Source organism: Leptospira bandrabouensis, assembly GCF_004770905.1.
Lineage (GTDB): Bacteria > Spirochaetota > Leptospiria > Leptospirales > Leptospiraceae > Leptospira_A > Leptospira_A bandrabouensis.
In genome coordinates this window covers 138,909-157,392 of record NZ_RQHT01000012.1, presented here as the reverse complement: position 1 = coordinate 157,392, position 18,484 = coordinate 138,909, and the positions used below count along the sequence as shown (strand labels likewise).

General features: G+C 39.6%; 15 protein-coding genes and 1 tRNA gene. 4 read left to right on the top strand and 12 right to left on the bottom strand.

The window, feature by feature from the left end; translation table 11 throughout:
• Positions 1-160: 160 nt before the first annotated feature.
• Genes EHR07_RS04390 through rlmN form a run of 3 tightly spaced genes read right to left on the bottom strand, consistent with a single transcriptional unit; the run spans position 161 to position 3,193 of the window.
• Positions 161-1,867: an ArnT family glycosyltransferase gene (locus EHR07_RS04390; RefSeq protein WP_135743957.1), complete on the bottom strand. Its 1,707-nt coding sequence runs from the start codon at positions 1,865-1,867 to the stop codon at positions 161-163.
• Positions 1,864-2,148, bottom strand: a complete 285-nt coding sequence (locus EHR07_RS04385) for a Cys-rich protein (RefSeq protein ID WP_135570140.1) — start codon at positions 2,146-2,148, stop codon at positions 1,864-1,866. Before EHR07_RS04385 ends, EHR07_RS04390 begins: the two co-directional genes overlap by 4 nt.
• A complete protein-coding gene (gene rlmN / locus EHR07_RS04380; protein WP_135743956.1) occupies positions 2,135-3,193 on the bottom strand; it encodes a 23S rRNA (adenine(2503)-C(2))-methyltransferase RlmN in 1,059 nt (352 codons plus the stop codon). The genes EHR07_RS04385 and rlmN overlap by 14 nt, the downstream gene beginning before the upstream one ends.
• A gap of 214 nt (positions 3,194-3,407) precedes the next feature.
• On the opposite strand from rlmN, the gene EHR07_RS04375 reads away from it, so the two are divergent.
• Positions 3,408-4,727: a sterol desaturase family protein gene (locus EHR07_RS04375; protein WP_135743955.1), complete on the top strand. Its 1,320-nt coding sequence runs from the start codon at positions 3,408-3,410 to the stop codon at positions 4,725-4,727.
• Here the strand turns inward: EHR07_RS04375 and EHR07_RS04370 are convergent.
• A complete protein-coding gene (locus EHR07_RS04370; RefSeq protein ID WP_135743954.1) occupies positions 4,724-6,706 on the bottom strand; it encodes an LTA synthase family protein in 1,983 nt (660 codons plus the stop codon). The two genes, EHR07_RS04375 and EHR07_RS04370, sit on opposite strands and share 4 nt — an antisense overlap.
• A gap of 66 nt (positions 6,707-6,772) precedes the next feature.
• Positions 6,773-8,008, bottom strand: a complete 1,236-nt coding sequence (locus EHR07_RS04365) for a PQQ-dependent sugar dehydrogenase (protein WP_135743953.1) — start codon at positions 8,006-8,008, stop codon at positions 6,773-6,775.
• Positions 8,009-8,080: 72 nt separating this feature from the next.
• On the opposite strand from EHR07_RS04365, the gene EHR07_RS04360 reads away from it, so the two are divergent.
• Positions 8,081-8,383, top strand: coding sequence for a transmembrane 220 family protein (locus EHR07_RS04360; RefSeq protein ID WP_167483348.1), 303 nt, complete (start codon positions 8,081-8,083; stop codon positions 8,381-8,383).
• A gap of 101 nt (positions 8,384-8,484) precedes the next feature.
• On the opposite strand, the gene sufB is transcribed toward EHR07_RS04360, so the two are convergent.
• The 4 genes from sufB to EHR07_RS04340 form a co-directional block, all read right to left on the bottom strand.
• Complete coding sequence (sufB, locus tag EHR07_RS04355; protein ID WP_135743951.1) at positions 8,485-9,879, bottom strand: Fe-S cluster assembly protein SufB; 1,395 nt, start codon at positions 9,877-9,879, stop codon at positions 8,485-8,487.
• 35 nt (positions 9,880-9,914) lie between these two features.
• Positions 9,915-10,508 carry a peroxiredoxin gene (locus EHR07_RS04350; protein ID WP_100790359.1) on the bottom strand — a complete coding sequence of 198 codons (594 nt, stop codon included), beginning with the start codon at positions 10,506-10,508 and terminating at the stop codon, positions 9,915-9,917.
• A gap of 35 nt (positions 10,509-10,543) precedes the next feature.
• Complete coding sequence (locus EHR07_RS04345) at positions 10,544-12,052, bottom strand: ATP-binding cassette domain-containing protein (RefSeq protein ID WP_135744386.1); 1,509 nt, start codon at positions 12,050-12,052, stop codon at positions 10,544-10,546.
• A 181-nt stretch (positions 12,053-12,233) separates the two neighbouring features.
• Positions 12,234-14,840 (bottom strand): hypothetical protein, encoded by a 2,607-nt coding sequence (locus tag EHR07_RS04340; protein ID WP_135743950.1) that lies wholly within the window; start codon positions 14,838-14,840, stop codon positions 12,234-12,236.
• 162 nt (positions 14,841-15,002) lie between these two features.
• Here EHR07_RS04340 and EHR07_RS04335 point away from each other — a divergent pair, with 162 nt between their 5' ends.
• Together EHR07_RS04335 and EHR07_RS04330 are read left to right on the top strand one after the other, a co-directional pair.
• Positions 15,003-15,407 (top strand): PaaI family thioesterase, encoded by a 405-nt coding sequence (locus EHR07_RS04335; RefSeq protein ID WP_002973585.1) that lies wholly within the window; start codon positions 15,003-15,005, stop codon positions 15,405-15,407.
• Between the two features lie 4 nt (positions 15,408-15,411).
• Positions 15,412-15,498 (top strand) — tRNA-Leu (locus tag EHR07_RS04330).
• An 8-nt stretch (positions 15,499-15,506) separates the two neighbouring features.
• Here EHR07_RS04330 and EHR07_RS04325 read toward each other — a convergent pair.
• From EHR07_RS04325 to EHR07_RS04315, 3 genes are read right to left on the bottom strand one after another with little or no spacing between them, the layout of a single operon-like run.
• Positions 15,507-16,280 (bottom strand): hypothetical protein, encoded by a 774-nt coding sequence (locus EHR07_RS04325; RefSeq protein ID WP_135743949.1) that lies wholly within the window; start codon positions 16,278-16,280, stop codon positions 15,507-15,509.
• A gap of 19 nt (positions 16,281-16,299) precedes the next feature.
• Complete coding sequence (locus tag EHR07_RS04320; protein ID WP_425270282.1) at positions 16,300-17,646, bottom strand: N-acetylmuramoyl-L-alanine amidase; 1,347 nt, start codon at positions 17,644-17,646, stop codon at positions 16,300-16,302.
• A gap of 42 nt (positions 17,647-17,688) precedes the next feature.
• Positions 17,689-18,441 (bottom strand): hypothetical protein, encoded by a 753-nt coding sequence (locus EHR07_RS04315; protein ID WP_135743948.1) that lies wholly within the window; start codon positions 18,439-18,441, stop codon positions 17,689-17,691.
• Positions 18,442-18,484 lie beyond the last annotated feature (43 nt).

Below are 18,484 nucleotides of genomic sequence, written 5' to 3'. Positions count from 1 at the left end.
TTCTCAAAGGAAAAACTTCTTTTTTGATTCGATAGAAAACAATGTTCAGTTAGAAAGAGTCCGCAATTGATTTCTTCTAGGTAGGAAAAGAAGGCAAAAAAAAAGGCCCTGATTTGACATCGAAGGGCCCTAAAAACCAGACTTACACAATTTAGCCTAGTTATACTTTCGAGTTTTTAGAAGATTTCCCCTGAATTTTTTTTAGCCAAACCAAAGAAATTTTCTTTGTGACAAGGCCTCTTGTCTCTTTTTTCAAAAAAGCGACCGTAGGTGTGGCCACTTTGAAGGATTCCCTCTCCAGAACCGGTTCAATGGTGTATTCCGAACCTGCAAATTCTTTCAACTGGCTTAGTTTTTCCGATGGTAGGATGAGGAGTCTTTCCGGTTTTTCCGACCAGAGTTTGTCTAATTTGTCCTTATCATACACATTGCGAAAATTTCTTTCGGCGTAAAACCCGTAAGACCTTTTGGAATTGGACAACCAAAAGGTATACACCACAGGTTCGTTTGGCTCCAGTTCTTTGATTTTGGCACCAAATTCTTTTGCCGGTTGGTAACTTGTAAGCAGTGGATAAAACTGCAAACTAATGGAGCTAAAAAACAAAGTAGCACCAACGAGTGTAACTAACATTTCCAATGGAATGAGTTGGGCCAGTAACATGATGAGTAAAATTCCAATCGCTCCAAATACATAATAAACAATGCCCACATCAGCGACAAAAACCGGAATGAGAAAGTATCCCACAAGATAAACAAGACCTGCGATAAGAAAGGAAGGACGAAGTCTTTCGACACTCGAACGAAATAAACTTTCTTCCGCTATCTTTCCAAAATAAAGAGCCGCCCCAGGAAGCACCCAATACGTGTATTGAGGAAGCGGAAACCTGGAAAAAGAAATCAAAAACAAAAAGAGGAATACCCAAAACGGAATCACAAAGTCGATGTCTTTATATTCGTTTGCACGGATTTTCCGAAGGATTTCTTTCCATCCGAGGGATTTGATATAATTATAAGTGCGAAAGGCAATGTAGATGATCATGGGCACCACTCCACTAAAGAAGGCCCAGGAAAAAGATTTATAGAAGTAAAAGGGATCAAACTTCACATCATACATTTCTTTGTAGAAACGACCAAAGGATTGGATCCACAAAAAGAAGGAAGGTCCATAGGAATTAAAACTTTTGTATAATAGAACACACCAAAAAGCAGGAAGGGATGCAAGAACGAGAATTCCCGTTGGCACTCGCATGGAAAGAAGTAACTTCCAATCCCTTCGGAATAGGATATCCCCACCAATGGACAAAGCAGGAATGACCACAGAAATGGGACCTTTGGTGATAAATCCCATAGACATCATGAGATACATCAAGTAGAAGTAGTTAGGATTCTTTTTTCTACCTAAATAGTAAAAGTGATAAGTAAACACCAAATAAGCAGTGAGATACACATCAATTTTTGGATCCACAACCATTGCATAAAAACCAGGTGCCAAAAGATACGCAAAAGAAGCCAAGTATCCTTGTCTTTCTTTTCCACCAGTTAAAATGGTAATCCGATAAATGGAAAAAACAGAAAGCAAACTGAGTAAAATAGCTGGAATTCTAAAGGCAATATTACTGATTCCAAAAAGAGAAAAAGAAGTAGCTATCGTCCAAAACGTTAAAATGGGTTTATCTAAATACCTTCTACCATTATCAAATAAAGTAAAAAAATCCCCAGATAACACGAGTTCACGGCTGATACTTGCATACTGAGAACTATCAATATCAATCACATCCAAAGGAAGAGTGAACAAAACAGGAAGGGATGCCAGAAGTAATAAAATTCGATAAAAAATTCTTTCTGAGGGGTTTAGTGTTTCTTTCATTCTAAGGTACCAATTTGGATCAGGCATTGTCCAAATCCTTTGCAGGAATTGGGTTCTTGGTCATAACATTGCAGAATATCACTATTATGTGTGGTGCATCCATCCATACATTGGATCCTACCTGTGCGTTTCACATCAGGTGCTAAGGTAAGTTTTAGTTCCTCTTCTGTACAAGAAATAAAAACTTCACAAGCCGCTTGGCATTTTTTTTCCACTATATCTTGGCAATTAACTAGAAACAGAGTTAACGCAAGAGTTAAGATCCAATTACCGTGTTTCACTTCGAATTCCTTTTAACGCTAACATTCCACATGCGCCATTGATGTCCCGACCTGGGCTTCTACGGTTGAGAATGGGAGCTGTTGTTTTAGCTTTGAGATGCATTACAAAATCTTTGACTTCCTCATCGGTTGGCCTACGCCATCCAGTAAAATCAGTATTGAGAGGGATGACATTGATTTTGCATTTATTCACTGAACGAGAAATTTTTGCGAGTCGTTCTGCGTTGTCACGACCCATGTTAACTTCAGGGATCATTACATATTCAAAAGTAATGGCCCGATCAAGTTCCTTAGTGAATCGTTTTGCTGATTCAATCAATTTCTCTAACGGGTGTTTGTCGTTTACATCCATAATCGAGGAACGTGAATTAGGATTTGGATGATTGAGTGAAATGGCAAAATTGAAAGGTTCTTTATTTTCGATAAATCGGTTGATTCCTGTGGTGACACCGGCTGTGGAAATGGTAATCCGAAGGGCTCCTAGACCAAACCCTTCTTGGTCTCTGAGGATATGGGCTGCCTTCATTACGGAAAAATAATTGTGCATGGGTTCACCCATTCCCATAAAAACAATATTGGTAGCACGGTCACCAACTAGGCGTTCTACTTGCAAAACTTGATCGAGGATTTGCCAAGTATGGAGATTGCCCTTGTATTCCAAAAGTCCTGTGGCACAGAATTTACAATTGAGAGTACAACCAATTTGGGAAGAGATACAAATGGTTTTACGTCCCCCATCACCGGAAGGAATCCAAACCGCTTCAATTTCTTTGTTTTCACCCACATAAAAAGTGAATTTCCGAGTCCCATCTTCTTTGGAGGCAAGGTCTCGACCCAGTTCAATTTCTGGAAAGGAAGTATGTTGTTTTAGTTTTTCACGGACTTCTTTGGATAAGGTGGTAAACTGATCCAAATTCGTATAACGACTCTTATAAATGCCTGTATAAATTTGTGCGGCACGGTATTTTTCCAAACCCAAAGAAACACAGATCTCTTCTAGTTCTTTTTTGGTTTTGCCTTTGAGAACTGGTATTTCCTCTTTCATTTGTTTGGATTTCCCACCTTTAGCCAATCTTTTCGTTGCCCCCCGACGGGACAAGAAATTACAGCAATTCTTTTAGACATACCTTAGATTCTTTCCTGAAACAAGTCTAAATTGAAATTCAAAAGAAACCTGTTCGAAAAATGGTTCTGTCAAATGGACATTGACTTACACACACTGATTCAAAAGCCTAGTATCTAGTGAGGGAAATTTACGAATGAATAGCGACGCCTTTATGGAATATGCCTTTATCGTCATGGTCGCACTGATAGGAATCGAAATCTTTGTTTCCTACATCAAAGGCAAACAATACTACCGATTAAACGTTCTCATAGCCGATGTAAGTACGGGTGTGATCTTTGCACTGATTGGAGTGGTCATCCTCCTTGGAGCACTCTATGTTTACGACAAAGTAGAGACAAATTTTTCGCTCTCCGCCTTAGGTTACCATTTTTTTCCTTTGGAAAGTCCGTTTCAATTCTCCCCTAGTTTTTCTGTGAACTGGCCGGCTCTTGGTGCTTGGACTTTTGCTGTTGTTTTTGCTGATTTTGTTTATTACTGGTTCCATAGACATTGCCACGAAATCAATTTGTTTTGGGCCACACATGTCACCCACCACTCCACACAAGAAATGAATTTATCAGTTGCCTTTCGTGGAAATGGACTTCAAAGAATATTCGAATATATTTATTTTCTATCGATGGCACTTCTTGGAATTCCTTGGGCGATGTTTTTACTCAGCCATAGAATTCTAAAAGTATATCAATTTGTGGTTCATACTCGTTTTATTGGTAAACTCGGAATTTTCGAAGAGTTTATGGTAACTCCTTCAAACCATAGGGTCCACCACGGTGTGCAAAAAAAATACATCGACCGTAACCACGGGGGGATCTTTATCGTTTGGGACCGGATGTTTGGATCCTTTGAATGGGAAACCGAAGAACCGATCTATGGATTGACAAAACCTGTTAACTCCTTTAATCCCATCACTGTCAACTTACACGTGTTCAAGGATATGTTTTTTCAAATTCTGGAATGTAAATCATTCGGAGATGTATTTAAAACCATCTTTGGACCTCCTGGTTGGAAACCAAGTTACCTCATTACAAGTGATGACGAAGCACCAGAGCCCACAAAAATTATAAAATACGATCCAAAACCTCCCATGGGAGTGATGATCTATGTAGCACTCCAAGCAGCGGTTCTTATGGCTGTGGGACTTGTGATTTGGAAAGTTGCCAAAATCAATTTGGAAAAAGACATGGTGACACTTGGAATTTTATCTGTTGTGATCATCTTTAGTTTGTTTTCGATTGATCGAACGATGGAAATGAAACGATGGTCAAGAAGAACGGAAGTGGTAAGAAACGTTTTATTTATTTTGGCTTTTGTTGCGGCTTTAGTTTATTCCAATATTCCTAATATTGAAATTTTTGCTATTCCACTCATCGGCCTCTCGTTTGTTTCGCTTGTATGGATTCTCATCAAACGAAAGACCTTCTTTGATTTGAGTAATATTTCTAATACTTGGTATTAGTTTTTTATCACTTTTAAAACGGACTCCGAAGGAAACAATTTGTTCGACTTCAGGAGTTCGTCTCCTAAGTTTAAAAACGCCTTTGTTTTATCCCCATGTTTTTTGCATAAATTGATGTCCTTGTAACAAAGGCCCAAATCCACAAACGGTGGTTTTATGGTTTTGGTTTCCCCTTGTCCCCCAGACACTGATTGGTAATACAAAAAATCATCTTCAATCCATCCAAATATATTTCCATAAGCAAAATAAGCAGAAGATCCTTTTACTTTTCTTAAATCACGACCCATCACACTAAAGTATACTTCCCTTTCCATAAACCCAAGGATGGTGGGAATCAAATCTAGTTGGGAAGTGAAATCTTCTCTTAGTTCTGGTTTGATTTTTCCCGGAGCGTAAATCAGTAAGGGAACATTTCTATCTTCATAGTAGTTGAGAAACCTATGGTGGCTATGGTCAGAAACAAAAAAGAAAACCGTATCCTTAAAGTAAGGTGCTTTTTTTGCTTTTTCCATATATTCGTTCAAAGCAAAATCTGCGTAATGCAAAACATTTAAGTATTCACTGTCTTGCGTAGTGGACTCAAACAAACGAAACTTTTCGTCTGGAACCTTATAAGGATAATGAGTGGTTCCTGTATGGATTACAGATACGATCGGTTTTTCTGGTTTTACATTTAGGAGGCGTTTGTGCATGGCATCGAGAGATGCTTCATCCAAATAACTCCAAGGCCCCGTTTTGTATTCAGGATTTTTTTCTAACTCATTCTTTCCAACCAGAGTATCAAACCCCCAATGGTACATGATACTTCCTTTGTTATTAAAACTAAGGTCAGTACCTGTTACAAATAAAGTTTCATACCCAATGGTTTTGGCAATATTCCCAAGCCCAGAAAAACGATTGAGAATTTGTGGCGTGCGAACCGCTGTTAGTCCCGGCCGATCAGGAATTCCACCCATAAGTGCCATAAGACCGTTTGTCGTCCTTCCTCCACTGGCAAAAAAGTTTTTAAAAAACATTCCTTGGCGGATCAGTTGGTTGAAATAAGGGGTTACTACCTTCCCATCCACTTTTCCAGTTCCAATGATATCAATAAACTTTCCCGTCCAACCTTCAAGAACCACAACAACGATATGTGGCAAAGGTTTTGTTGAAGTAACTATTGTTTTACGAAGGAGAGGATATTCTTCACTAACAAAGTTTGCGCCGGGATAAGCCACTTCCTTTTGGACAATCGCACTGGCCTCAGACAACTTCATAAAGTGGCGGTCATCCACTTTGGTCATCTTTAAGTCTGTGATGACAGTAAAACCCGGATTGAGAACCAAATCATTGATGATGGTTTCTTTGGTAATGATAGCATCACTGGTACGAAGGGGACTTGTTTGGATTCCCCCGCGAATTCCTAAAACTAGAAGTGCTAGGACCACAAGGAATTGGAAACCAGCCCATTTATAATGTAAGTTTACATGGGAATAAGGGAACTTGGATTGGATTTTATAAATTCCAAATCCAATCGCGGAAATCACAAGAATTCCCAGTAAAAATAGGAATGGATTTTGTGAGAAGGCAGATCCAACGAGTGGTAACATCTCAAATCCAAGATAAGCAAAAGCCTCGTATCCTAAATGTTTGTTTCCATTTTCATAATAAATCAAATCTGCGATGAGAAGAAAAAGAAGCAGAATGATAAATATAACAGGTAAGGTTCGCCAAACTGCCCTATATATTTTATTACGATTAAAAAAATGCAAACTCGAATAGAGTAAACTTACACCGAGTAACACACACAAGACGGAAATATCAAACCTAGCCCCTTTCAGAAAGGCTTTTAACAAAATCCAAGTTGATTTATCATGAATCCTATAGGAATACATGGCAAAAAAAGTGGCACGGTAGATGGTAAGAAATACAATTCCAAGACCTGCAAGGAGTAAGTGAAACCGAATGTAAAACGGCAATTTTGAAAAAAGTTTTTTCATAAAAATTTAAGAAACATCCATAAGACTAAAAAGATCGATCAATTGAAATATTATACAGTTTGAAGATTATGGTTTTACCATTTTATATATGGTTCCCGACTGATAATCTGCCACAAAAATTTCTCCCTCATTGTCCCGACCAAAGGTAGGAATAAGTAAGTTCCATTTCCCAAGGGCTATCGTTTCTGTGACCTTTGTATTTTCTCCAGGTTTTGGCACTGCGATGGCCCAAATTTTACCTTGGATAAAATCTCCAAACACATACATTTCTTTTAATTCTGGAATAGCAGATCCAGTATAAACATACCCACCTGTGATGGATTGTCCTTCCTCTCTTCCATATTCATAAAATGGTGGTTGGTAAAGGGCCGTATTACAGCCGTCAGTAAAACAATGAAATCCTTCTGTTTGGTTCCAACCATAGTTTTTACCGGAAAGAATGATATCCACTTCTTCATAAGCATCTTGTCCCACATCTGCAACAAGCAAACGCCCGTCAGGTGAAAAACTCATCCGCCAAGGATTTCTAATCCCGTAAGCAAAAGTCTCTGGAGCATAACCAGCCTTTCCCACAAAAGGATTGTCCGTAGGAATGGAATATGGTTTTTTTAAAGTTACATCTGGCGCAGGACTAATTCTTAATATGGAACCAAGGAGAGTGTTTGGATTTTGTCCGTTGTTTTTGGGATCGGCTCTCCAACCTCCGTCCCCAAGACCAATGTATAAATGTCCATCGGGACCAAAGGCCAATTGTCCGCCATTGTGATTGGGATAAGGTTGCTCCACTTGCAATAACACTCGTTCGTTAGTTAGTTTCATGGAATCGTAGTTAGTTGGATTTTCTACAACCCATTCGGAAACGATGGTGACATCTTTACTTGCAACAGACTTTACATAATTGGTATATAACTTTGGTTGTTTGGGAAATTGCGGGTGAAAGGTTAAACCGAGAAGTCCTTCTTCACTGTCAGTGATTACAGGAAAGGTAGCAAGCACACGGCTTATCTTTTTTTCTCTGTGGAATAGAATCATATTCCCAGCTTTTTCAAGGGCAAATAAAAAAGGACTGTCCCCCGGTGGGAACTGGATGTCTGTAGGCTCTTTTACTTTTACCACTTCTTGTAAGGAAATGGTCACTTGTTTGCGCTTTGCATCAACACCGATAAAAAGTGGATTGGAACCTAGCACCTGGCCATCGGTTTCATACTTTTTATTATAATTTTTTAAGATGCTACGACCTATATCATCACAAGAGACAGACATAGACAAAAAAGAAAATAAGACAAAGGTTTGGATTTTCATTCTACTTAAGGTTCCCTCAATAAGATAATTGGCTTGGATTTCTCTCCGCAATCAAAAAACTTAACCGCATCTATGAAACTCTTTCGAATTCTATCTGTTCCCCTTTTCCTCTACTTTGCCTATTTACAATTGAACGACCCCGATCCTTACCTTTGGTTTCCTATTTATGCGTTTGTGGCCTTGATTGCCCTTGCCAGTTTGTTTCGTCCAGTTCCCAAGTTTGTGGGATGGATTCTGATTCCGATGTATCTCGTTTTGTCAGGGTATTATTTTTCGCAAACTCCCTACTTTGGAATGGAAGTGGAAGAAGTGAGAGAATTTTTGGGACTACTGATTGCCAGTGCAGCGGTAGCACTTCTTATTTTTAAGAAATAACAACCTTTTCTGGTTCCATCTTTATTCGTAATTGCCTGAGTTCTGGCAGAACCGGGAGGATATGAATCAATGGAAGCTAATAGAAACGGAATGGCCGAAATTTATTTTTCGGCGATCACCTTTCCATCTTCCAAAATCATTTTGATGAGTTTTGTCATCTCAACAGAATACTCTACATCTAAATGTTTTGTGACCCCTTCACAGAATCCATTGATGATGAGTAATTTTGCATCATCTTCTGACATACCTCGTGATTGAAGGTAAAACAATTGGTCATCATCAATTTTAGAAACAGTGGCTTCGTAGTTTAAAGTTCCCTCTTCTCCTGATACATCATTGTAAGGATAAGCATGAGATTGGGAACGGTTGTCCATCATCAGTCCATCACATTTGATATGACTGTAAGATCCTTTGCTAGATGATTCAAATTTGACAAGTCCTCGATAGGAATTGATTCCTCCATCGAGGGCCACACCTTTCGCTAGAATATTGGAACGAGTGTTTTTCCCAACATGGATGATCCGAGCCCCTGTATCTTGCACTTGTCCACTTCCCGCAAAGGCCAAAGACAATACATCACCAGTGGAATGATCCCCTTGTAAAATGATCCCTGGGTATTTGATGGTATTAGCTCCAATATTACAATCGGTCCAAGTGATGTGAGCTGCTTCTTCGCAGATCCCTCGTTTCACAGTCCAATTGTACATATTCTTTTTCCAATTTTGAATGGTGGTATAAAAGATTTTAGAATTCTTTTTGGCAACAAGCTCTACCACTGCCGTGTGGAAGTTAGTTCCTTTGTCTTGGACAGAAGTACAACCTTCGCTATATTCCAAATGAGCTCCTTCATCGGCAATGAGAAGTGTGCGTTCATATTGTCCGGAACTAGCAGCTGTTACTTTAAAGTAAGCCTGAAGAGGCATGGGAGTTTTGACTCCCTTAGGAATATAAGCAAAGGATCCACCGCTAAAAACACAAGAGTTCAGCGCCGAAAACTTATTATCACCAATGGTGACTACAGTTCCCAAATATTCTCGAACCAGTTCTGGGTATTCCCTGATGGCGGTATCAATGTCACAAAAAAGAATTCCTAAATCAGTGAGTTCTTTTTTGACATTGGCATATATGGTTTCGGAATCGTTCATGGTTTCGATTCCGGCAAGGTATTTCCTTTCGTGTTCGGGAATTCCTAATTTTTCAAAACTACGTAGGATTTCGGGATCCACTTCGTCCCAAGATTTTTTCTTTTTTTGGTTGGAACCTACGTAATGTACATAGTCATCAATATTGATATGAAATTGCGGAATGAATCCCCAAGTCGGCATTGGTTTCTGTTCATAAACTTCAAAAGCCTTTAAACGAAATTCCGCAAGCCAACTTGGTTCATTTTTAATATGGGAAATGGATTCAACAACCTTACGAGTGAGTCCCTTTGGAAAGTTATCAGGTTTGTAAAATTCTAAGGAAACCTTGTCTAAGCCAGCTGTTGATTCCATTGTTTCTCCCTTCTCTACTTGTAGAGAATACTAAATTAATTTACAGAAGCGAAGTAAGCTTTGGATCCAGTAGGATCAGCTTTCATCGTTTTCTTTCCTTCGTCCCAGTTCGCAGGGCAAACTTCACCGTGTTTTTCCACAAATTGGAAAGCTTTGATCAGGCGAAGAGCTTCTTCAATGTTACGTCCTACAGGAAGGTCGTTAACGGTTGCTTGGCGAATGATTCCCGCTGGATCGATGATAAAAGTTCCGCGTAACGCAACTCCTGCATCAGGACCAGACTCAATAAGAACTCCAAAAGACTTTGCAATTTCCTTTGTTTTGTCAGCGATGAGTGGGTATTTGATCTCTCCAATACCACCTTCTTTTCTGGCAGTTTTTTTCCAAGCTAAGTGTGAAAATTCGCTATCAACAGAAACGCCCAAAACTTCAGCTCCGATCTTTTTAAAATCTTCGAGTTTTGCATCGTATTCAATAATTTCTGTCGGACATACAAATGTAAAATCGAGTGGATAGAAAAACAGTACCACCCATTTTCCTTTGTAATCTGACAATTTGATTTCTTTAAAACTGTCCCCGATGACAGCGGTTGCTTTAAAATCTGGGGCATGTGATGTCACTTGTGGCATAAAGTCACTCCTTAGAATTATTCTAAGTACAATGATTAGATTCTGTCTAGATGTTTTTGAACAACCGACAAGTTTTCCAAACACCATTCTTCCTTGGCCAATGTTTCTACAAATCTCCGGTCGTGACTGACCACCACAAGGGCAGAACCAAGTTTGGCCAGAGAAGTTTCTAAAGCTTCCAAAGATTTGAGATCTAAATGGTTAGTGGGTTCGTCTAATAAAAGTACCTCTGGACTTTTTTCCAGATGCAGTGCGAGGTAAAGTTTTTTCCCTTCTCCTGGACTGAGAGATTCTGATTCCGAAAACCGTTTGGGATCACTCCCTAGTCGGTGAATTCCCGAAAGCACTTTGGCCTTTTTCTCATCCGGCAAATTTTGAAATTCCCAAAGTAAAATGTTTAATTCGTTTTTTGAAAATTCCTGAGGCAGATACAAATAAGAAATTCCTTTCTCTTGGAAAGTTTTCACTAAATATCTGAGAAGTGTGGACTTACCTGCACCATTGGAGCCTGTGATGGCAATTTTTGAATCAGGAAGGATTACCAAATGGGAGGCAAGTGACAAAGACAGAATATCCATAGAGAGCGATTCACCATCAAACATAAATATGGTGCTTCGTTTGGAAGGAACACTATTCCATAGAATTCCTAAATTTTCTTTTTCTGGAAGTTTGTCCCAAATTTGTTTTTCTTTTAGTTTGGAATGTTCGGTTCTTCTTTCGATTTGATTTTTCAATCGGCCTGCTTGGCCATCTTTACCAGTCACTCGGGCTAAGTTCTTTTTTTGCCTGCCGTCATGGTCATGAAGATCAAGTCCCTTCTTGGATCTATGTTTATGAGAGAGACTTGCTTCTTCCCTTCTTCGTTTGAGTTCGGCATCTAGTTTTTTACGTTCCGTTTTTGCAATTTCCCAATTGTGAATCCTTTCTTCTGCTTCTCTTTCTATTTCTTTTTTGCCTTCGGAATAATTTCCTGGCCGCTGGGAAAAGAAATTTTTTTCTAAAAATACACAAGAGGTAACAATCTCATCTAACAAAGACCTGTCGTGGCTGATGAGGATTCCAATCCCTTGGTAATACAAAATGGCATTTCGAATGATTTGCTCAGTTTTGGAATCCAGATGATTTGTGGGTTCATCTAAAATCAATACATCCGAATTTTTTGACAAAGCCATTGCCAAAAGAATCCTTCGTTTTTCACCAAAACTGAGAAACTCATAGTCCTCTACCGATTGCATTTTGATTTCGAGTAAACTCTTCCAAAATCCGGATTCTTTGGAATCATCGTAAAGAAAATAAGACAGTTCCTCTTCTGACATTTCGGTTCCTTGCGAAATCGAACAAACAAACTCGTTTCCCAAAACGATCCCTTTGTCAGGAAGGATCTCTCCACAAATGATTTTGGCTAGAGTGGATTTCCCACTTCCGTTTTTTCCGACAATCCCTGTCCAACCTTTCGAAAAATGAAGGTTTAGGTTTTGGAACAGAGGTTCCGACTGAGATTCGTATTGGTATGATACATTTTGAATGGTGATATGATGGGACATACGACAAGCTCCTGTTTTTCCAAATAGGGAATAGGTAAGCATGTCTCGTCCTAAAGAGATTAGGAGAAGTGTGGATTTAGTATTTTATTTTGCTTACCTATTTGATTTAAGCCGCAATCTCATCGGAGTGTACCTCTACTACGTTTGTTAGACTGATAAAATATAAAAAAGTTGTCAAGGGTTAGTTCCCTTTGGCCATTAAGAATTTTTCCATAAACTCAGTGATGTCCCGAATGTTACGGTTAATCATCTTACGAAGTTCGGGAGGAATATTTTGTGATTTGATGACTCGGTAATAGTTCAAAGCATTTTTTAACATCTTACGACGAGCAAACTCTTGTGCTTTCATTAACATCGGTTTGTATTTATAATAGGAGTATTCCATAATCGAATAATTCTTCGACAAACGGAATGCATGTGGGATCTTTCCAAAGTCATAAGTCAGCGTTAAAAAAGGTGCATCATCGGCTTCGGGAGGTTTTAGTTCCAAAACCCCGTGGATGATTTTTTCTGGTTCCTCTTCTGTGGCTTTTTCTGCCATCTCATCCAGAGGGATGGGAGATTCTTCCTCGGCAATTTCCCCTAGGTTTCCATCGACAATTTCAATTTCGGGAGCCTCTGCATCCTCAAAGGAAGGTCCTTCCTCTTCTTCAGGTAATCCAGCCTCTTCTCTTCTTTTACGTTCCCGAAAAACTTCATCTGCATCAGGAAGACCAATCTTTAAATCTTCACTGGTCAGAGGTCGATTCGTTAGCTCTACTTGGATTGGTAAATCCGTTTCAATGATAGTTTCGGATTTATTGGAATCGGTTGGTTCTTTGGGCTCAGGTTTTGGCTTAATTAATTGATCAGTTTGGGGATCGACTGGGTCGGGAAGTTCTAGTTCCTTTCGTAAGGCATCCGTTGTTGTTTCTAACCAATTGGGCTCTTCTTCTAACGAACGTTCCTGGGGATGAAGAGGTGGTTCTTTTTCATCCCGACGCAAATCATTCGGATCAGGGAGATTGATGGGTTCAAGACTCCAGTCCTCTGGAAGTTTAAAGCCAGGTTGGTCAGGAAAATAAGGTTTTAGTAAATCGTTAAGTGAAGTTTCTTCGCCTTTGGCTTCCAGTTCCTTTGCTTTTTTTTCAATCTTCTTTAAGGCTTGGTTCTTTAAAAAATCTTCTCGTTCTTGGAAACGATCTTTTTTCCGCCGATCTTCTCCCGAACGTCTATCTTTTCTTCCTGCAATATTGGTACGTCGATCAGGATTTTTTCTTCTTTCTTCCCCTGACCTACGATCAACAAGTGGAAGGTCCTTAAACTGTTTCCAGTCGCTCGAGAAAAAAGTATCTTCAGGAAGATCTAACTCTGATACATCTTTTTTAGAAATTTGATCAGCAAGCATCTGTAAGTCGAGAGGTTGGTTCGGACCACTAGGATATCCAGGACTTCCCGATCCACCAGGTATACCCGGTATCCCTGGTTGGCCTTGCAAATCTTGAGGAACATAAAAAGGACCGACAATCCCAGATCCAGGAGGTGCCATTGGAAAACCAGGAGCAGCTCCCGCAAGTCCTCCAGTCGTCAAACCTTGGTTTAACGATTGTAAAAGTTGGTCCTGGTTTTGTATTGCCTTAGGGTCAAATCCAGGAGTTTGTGGAGATGATTGTAGGAATTGGTAAACGATGGGATGGACTAACTGGTTACCCCCTGTCACATTTTGGTTTACCTGAGGACTAGAAATAGGACTCTGTGCTGGTGAAACACCCTTTCCTCCTTGTGGGGCCATCTCTACCGTGTTTGGTGGTAAAGGTGGTGGCGGTAACACAGATGATAACCCTGGACTCTGTCCCAGGTTTTGCGGCGGTGGTCCTGGCACTTGTGGAAAGGTAGGTGGTGGAGAGTTTTGTGCAAATTGGATAGCACGTGCAATCGATTCGGCAAATAATTCCGAAACTTCCTTCAAAGCAGAAACTAAATCGGTTAAATCTTTATCAGGTTTTGTAACACTAGACTTTGGTTCCTTTTTTTTAGGTTTCTCTTTGGCTGCGGAATCTGCTTTGGGTTGGTCACCTTTGCCCGGTTCTTCTCCTTTTCCCGACTGCGGGTTGTCCTCTAAAAACTCCTCTAAGTCCTGAATGTTCTTTTTGATTTTTTCTTTGATCTCTTGGTCAGGGATTCGGTTTCCTGTCCTTTCAAAAATCTCAATTGCTTCTTCTACTTGTTCGGCTTCCACAAGTGCTTCTGCATTGAGAAGTGGCCTTCTGTGAAAAGAATACTTTGAGTTTTTGGAAATGATATCATCGGCAGAAAAACTAATGTCTGGTTTTTCTCGTTTTGGTCTTTCACCGGTTGGGGATGATTCGGAACTTTCTTCGCCAAACTCACCTAACGGAAGATCGCTGAGAGACTTAGGAGGTTTTTGTTTTTCCCTTCTGCCACTCCTTGCTGACTTCGGTTCTTTCCCTGAACTGACACTACCGGATTCTCCAGTCTCCTCTTCACTGTCTGTATCCAATTCGGATAATTTTTCCGAAAGAGGTTTCGGTTTGGATTTTGGTTCTTTTGGATCTGTTTGGAAATTTAATTCCTGTCCGCGACCATTTTTGGTTGGTCTATCTGGTTTGGATGGATTGGCTTTCGGTTGTGATGGGCCAAATTCTTCGGCCTGTTTTTGTTTTTGTCTTCGTCTCTGCCTCGGACTTAAATTCCCATCGGGCCGTGTTCCCCCCTCGCTCCCAGCGATCTCCTTGAGGTCGGCACCTGTGCCGGAAAGACCGAGTAACATCATAAGGGTGGTTAACATAAAAGGGTTCTACTCTTTATTTTCGAGGTTTGCTATGCAGTAACTTAAGGTATAATTAAAGAATATTCAATTTCCTAGCATTTTACGGGTGTTTTTCAGCCAAAATGACCGCAAGTTCTTTTTCTGCTTGACACAAGAGAAATTCTTGCGTTTCATGGTGGCATGAAATCCGTTGCGAAAAAAAATCTCAGCTTTGCTTCCTCACCGGACAATGCAGACGGGTTGCAGTTAAAAATCACATTCGACGAAGACACAAAAACTGCCTTCGGTGATTACACCTGCCCCGAAAAATACCAGGGTTTACCAGATCAAATCCACCCAGGGATTATTTCTACCATCTTGGATGAAATCATGGTTAAGATCAACGAAGCGATGAATTTCGAAACCACAACAGGTGAACTCACCATTCGTTTTTTGCAACCTGCAAAAGTGAATGAGCCATTACACTTACGTGGATGGTTTGTGAAAAAGAATAAAAAAATCATAGAAAACCGCGCTGAAATAGAAAATGAGATCGGCAAAATAGTGGCCCGCGGAAAAGGTAAATATATCGAAGCTGAAGACTGATTATGCCGATGTGGTGGAATTGGTAGACGCAGTGGATTCAAAATCCACCGATGGTAACATCATGCCGGTTCGATTCCGGCCATCGGTACCAACAGTAATTTAGTTCGAACTCCTCTCGCAAGCCTTTAGATAAAAATCTTCTTCGATTCTGTCTATGGCTTGTAAGATAAGGTGGATCTCTTCTTCCTTCATCTGATCAAAGATTTTCCGTCCCTCTTTTAAAATAGAAACTCCTAAAGAAATTCCTTTTCGATCTTCCTCTGTATACAGACTTCCTTTTGATTCCATCTTTAGAAGTATATCTTCCATAATTAGAATAATCTTTCGGATGAGTTCTGCGTCCGAAAACACTTTAAAAAGGGCACCTATGTCTTTTCGAAAGGCATCTGCTTTTTCTTTTTCTACCTTTGCGATGAGAAACTCCATTGCAAACTCAGAACCTAGTAATCCTATTTGATTTTCATGCCGATCCAGTTCTGTCACAAGCTCTTCTTCAAACTGATGGGCTGTCACATAGGAATGTAAGGCAGCAAGTCCCGCTTTGAGTGCCATAGGAAAATGTTTTCCAAATCGAAAAATCGACATAGCCAAGTTGCCAAGGATTCCCCAAATTTTAGTGGGATGATTCACAAAGCCAGATAACGCATCAAAGGCGGAATCTAATTCCTTTCGTTTGGAATACTCTGGATAAAGGTATTCTAAAAAAAAGTGCAATAATTGGTCTATTTTTGAACGAGGGATTGAACTAAACTCAGGATAAAGTTTTAAATTTTCCGGCGAATATCTTCTTTGCAGGGAATTTTGATACATTAGAATCAATTCTCGAAAGAGTGGATGGTTTAAAACTTTGGAAGATTCTTTTTTTGGTTTCATAGACTTTTTAATAAATTAATTATAAAACATCATCAAAATAAGTTTCGTATCGTTCCCAGTTTACCTTTTTACCTTTTGGCAAATAAGGCAGACTCGCGTTTTTTTTAACATCCAAACCGACAAACAACGAGTAAATACCAACAGCAAGGGAAATAGCCGTTTCTTTTTTGTTTACAGTTAAATACTTCATATCACGGCTTCGATTTACATAACCAATTTCGATAAAGGCACACAGCGCATTGGTATAAGTGGGAAGACTATAAGTGGAAATATAAGGTTTTTGGATGGGGCCAAGCTCTGGATAAGGAGAATCTTTTTCTTTCAATTGAACGGGTAAACCATATTGGACAAAACGCATTAGTTCCTTGGTAACATAGTGGTTATCACCACCAAAACCTTCTTTCCCCCCCTCCCTTCTCCATTCCTCTTTTTTTCCTTTTTCCCTTTCCCAAAATTTACCAGTCTCTGAAAAGGATTCATGGGTTGTGGCATAAGGCCCTGGTTTACCAATTTGTTTTTCCCAATTGGGATCGTCAGCATAACGCCAACTAACCATATTTTGGCGGTATCCTTCAAATTTGGAAAGGTCTGTATCTTTTCCGTTTTTTTTAGACCAATACCCATGAAAGTAGATCCACGTATCTGCAATGGCATTTTCTAATTTGGACCAACCGGATTGGAAGATGAGCCATTCCGACCAAGGACCATTCGTAAAACTATTCGCTGAACTTTTTTTCTCTGAGATTTTTTTTAATTTGGAAAAGGTTTTATAACCAGGAGTGAGCACTGCTCCCATTCCTCCTGTTTGCCCTTTGCTTGCAGGATTCAAATGTAAAGATAAAACCAGATGGGGTTTTAATTCATTGATTTTGGAAAGCCTTCCCTTTCGCCTCACACCTGTTTTTGGATCAGGAAAGTCATACAAACGGTAAGCGGCATTCGGATCTTCAGAGCTCGGATCATCATCAAAGGAAGATTCACGGGTGAGTTTACTTTCCAAAACCACTCTTTGAAAATCCGTCTTTTTAGAAAACAATTTCAGATATCCTTCAAATTCTTTCCAACCTGCTTCCGTTTCTGTGAGTTTTAGAATTTTATGGACTTCTTTTGCTAAATCAAGAACTACCTTTCTCTCGGTAATGTTCCCATGTTCTGTACCTTGTTTGTATGTTTCTAAGTATGTTTGGGTGACACTATCGTATTTGTCTCCATGTTGTCCTTTGGGGTCTTTGGCAATCCCTCCATGACCAGGATCCACCACAATCCGAAAGACGGGAACTGCTTCCAAAGAGGAAATAAATACAAAACAAAGAATGATTAAAAATTTATGTAAGTGTAGAGAAGATAAAAAGACCACGATGGTCATTCTCCGTTCACTAGCGAACGGAGAAAAGAAAAAGTTTATACTTTATTTAGTGCTTGGTTGTTGTCCAAAAATTTGATTTCGATTATCACTTAAATCTTTTCCATATTTATCGGAAATGGCTTTTTTGTCTGCATCCGCTTCTTTGAAGTCAGAAAGAATTTTAATACCGTAATCTTTTGCAATTCGGTAGTGAACGATCGAATCATAAAACCTGTCTTCGCGTGACATGTCTGTAGCCAGGCCCATTTGTCCATAGGCAATACGAAGTTTTTGTTGGGCCTCTGCAATTTCACGGTAAGGAATAATGACTTTAGATCCTTCCTGTGAATTTTCTACGAGTTGTGTTTGTTCTTGGTTTGTGATTACGTCTGCACACTCAGCCAGTAGGTTTTGTGTTTTCGTATCGTAATTTTTTACAAATTTTTCAAGAAGAGATGAAATGTCTTTTTCCAAAGTTACCATCGCTTTTCCAGAAGCAATATAAGCGCGGCGGTAATAATAACGCAAAACCACTTGGTAGTCTTTTTTGATTTTTTCGAACGCAGTTTTAGAATCTGGAACTTCATCCCCAAAATTAGCAGTAACAATAGTTAGAAGTTTGATTGCATTGATGACTCGGTCTTTGTTATTTTCCGAAATATTTTTGTATTGTTTACGTTCTAAGTTGTTACCTTGATCGAGTTTGTCTAGTTCTTCGTAAGACTCTTTCCCCTTTTCTTGGGAACCCGACTCCTGTGCCGAGATAGACAAACAAAAGAAACAAAACAAAAGGATGATGAAACTATTTTTTAACACGGAACTTGCTCTCCTTAAACCAAGGAGCAGAATACCAAAAATT

What these genes read in the sequence shown, in the direction of transcription:
- EHR07_RS04335 (WP_002973585.1), top strand. Translation starts at nt 15,003, where the DNA reads ATGAAATCCGTTGCGAAAAAAAATCTCAGCTTTGCTTCCTCACCGGAC.
- EHR07_RS04350 (WP_100790359.1), bottom strand. Translation starts at nt 10,508, where the DNA reads ATGCCACAAGTGACATCACATGCCCCAGATTTTAAAGCAACCGCTGTC.
- EHR07_RS04375 (WP_135743955.1), top strand. Translation starts at nt 3,408, where the DNA reads ATGAATAGCGACGCCTTTATGGAATATGCCTTTATCGTCATGGTCGCA.
- EHR07_RS04340 (WP_135743950.1), bottom strand. Translation starts at nt 14,840, where the DNA reads ATGTTAACCACCCTTATGATGTTACTCGGTCTTTCCGGCACAGGTGCC.
- EHR07_RS04345 (WP_135744386.1), bottom strand. Translation starts at nt 12,052, where the DNA reads ATGTCCCATCATATCACCATTCAAAATGTATCATACCAATACGAATCT.
- EHR07_RS04325 (WP_135743949.1), bottom strand. Translation starts at nt 16,280, where the DNA reads ATGAAACCAAAAAAAGAATCTTCCAAAGTTTTAAACCATCCACTCTTT.
- EHR07_RS04390 (WP_135743957.1), bottom strand. Translation starts at nt 1,867, where the DNA reads ATGAAAGAAACACTAAACCCCTCAGAAAGAATTTTTTATCGAATTTTA.
- EHR07_RS04370 (WP_135743954.1), bottom strand. Translation starts at nt 6,706, where the DNA reads ATGAAAAAACTTTTTTCAAAATTGCCGTTTTACATTCGGTTTCACTTA.
- EHR07_RS04320 (WP_425270282.1), bottom strand. Translation starts at nt 17,646, where the DNA reads ATGACCATCGTGGTCTTTTTATCTTCTCTACACTTACATAAATTTTTA.
- EHR07_RS04360 (WP_167483348.1), top strand. Translation starts at nt 8,081, where the DNA reads ATGAAACTCTTTCGAATTCTATCTGTTCCCCTTTTCCTCTACTTTGCC.
- rlmN (WP_135743956.1), bottom strand. Translation starts at nt 3,193, where the DNA reads ATGAAAGAGGAAATACCAGTTCTCAAAGGCAAAACCAAAAAAGAACTA.
- sufB (WP_135743951.1), bottom strand. Translation starts at nt 9,879, where the DNA reads ATGGAATCAACAGCTGGCTTAGACAAGGTTTCCTTAGAATTTTACAAA.
- EHR07_RS04365 (WP_135743953.1), bottom strand. Translation starts at nt 8,008, where the DNA reads ATGAAAATCCAAACCTTTGTCTTATTTTCTTTTTTGTCTATGTCTGTC.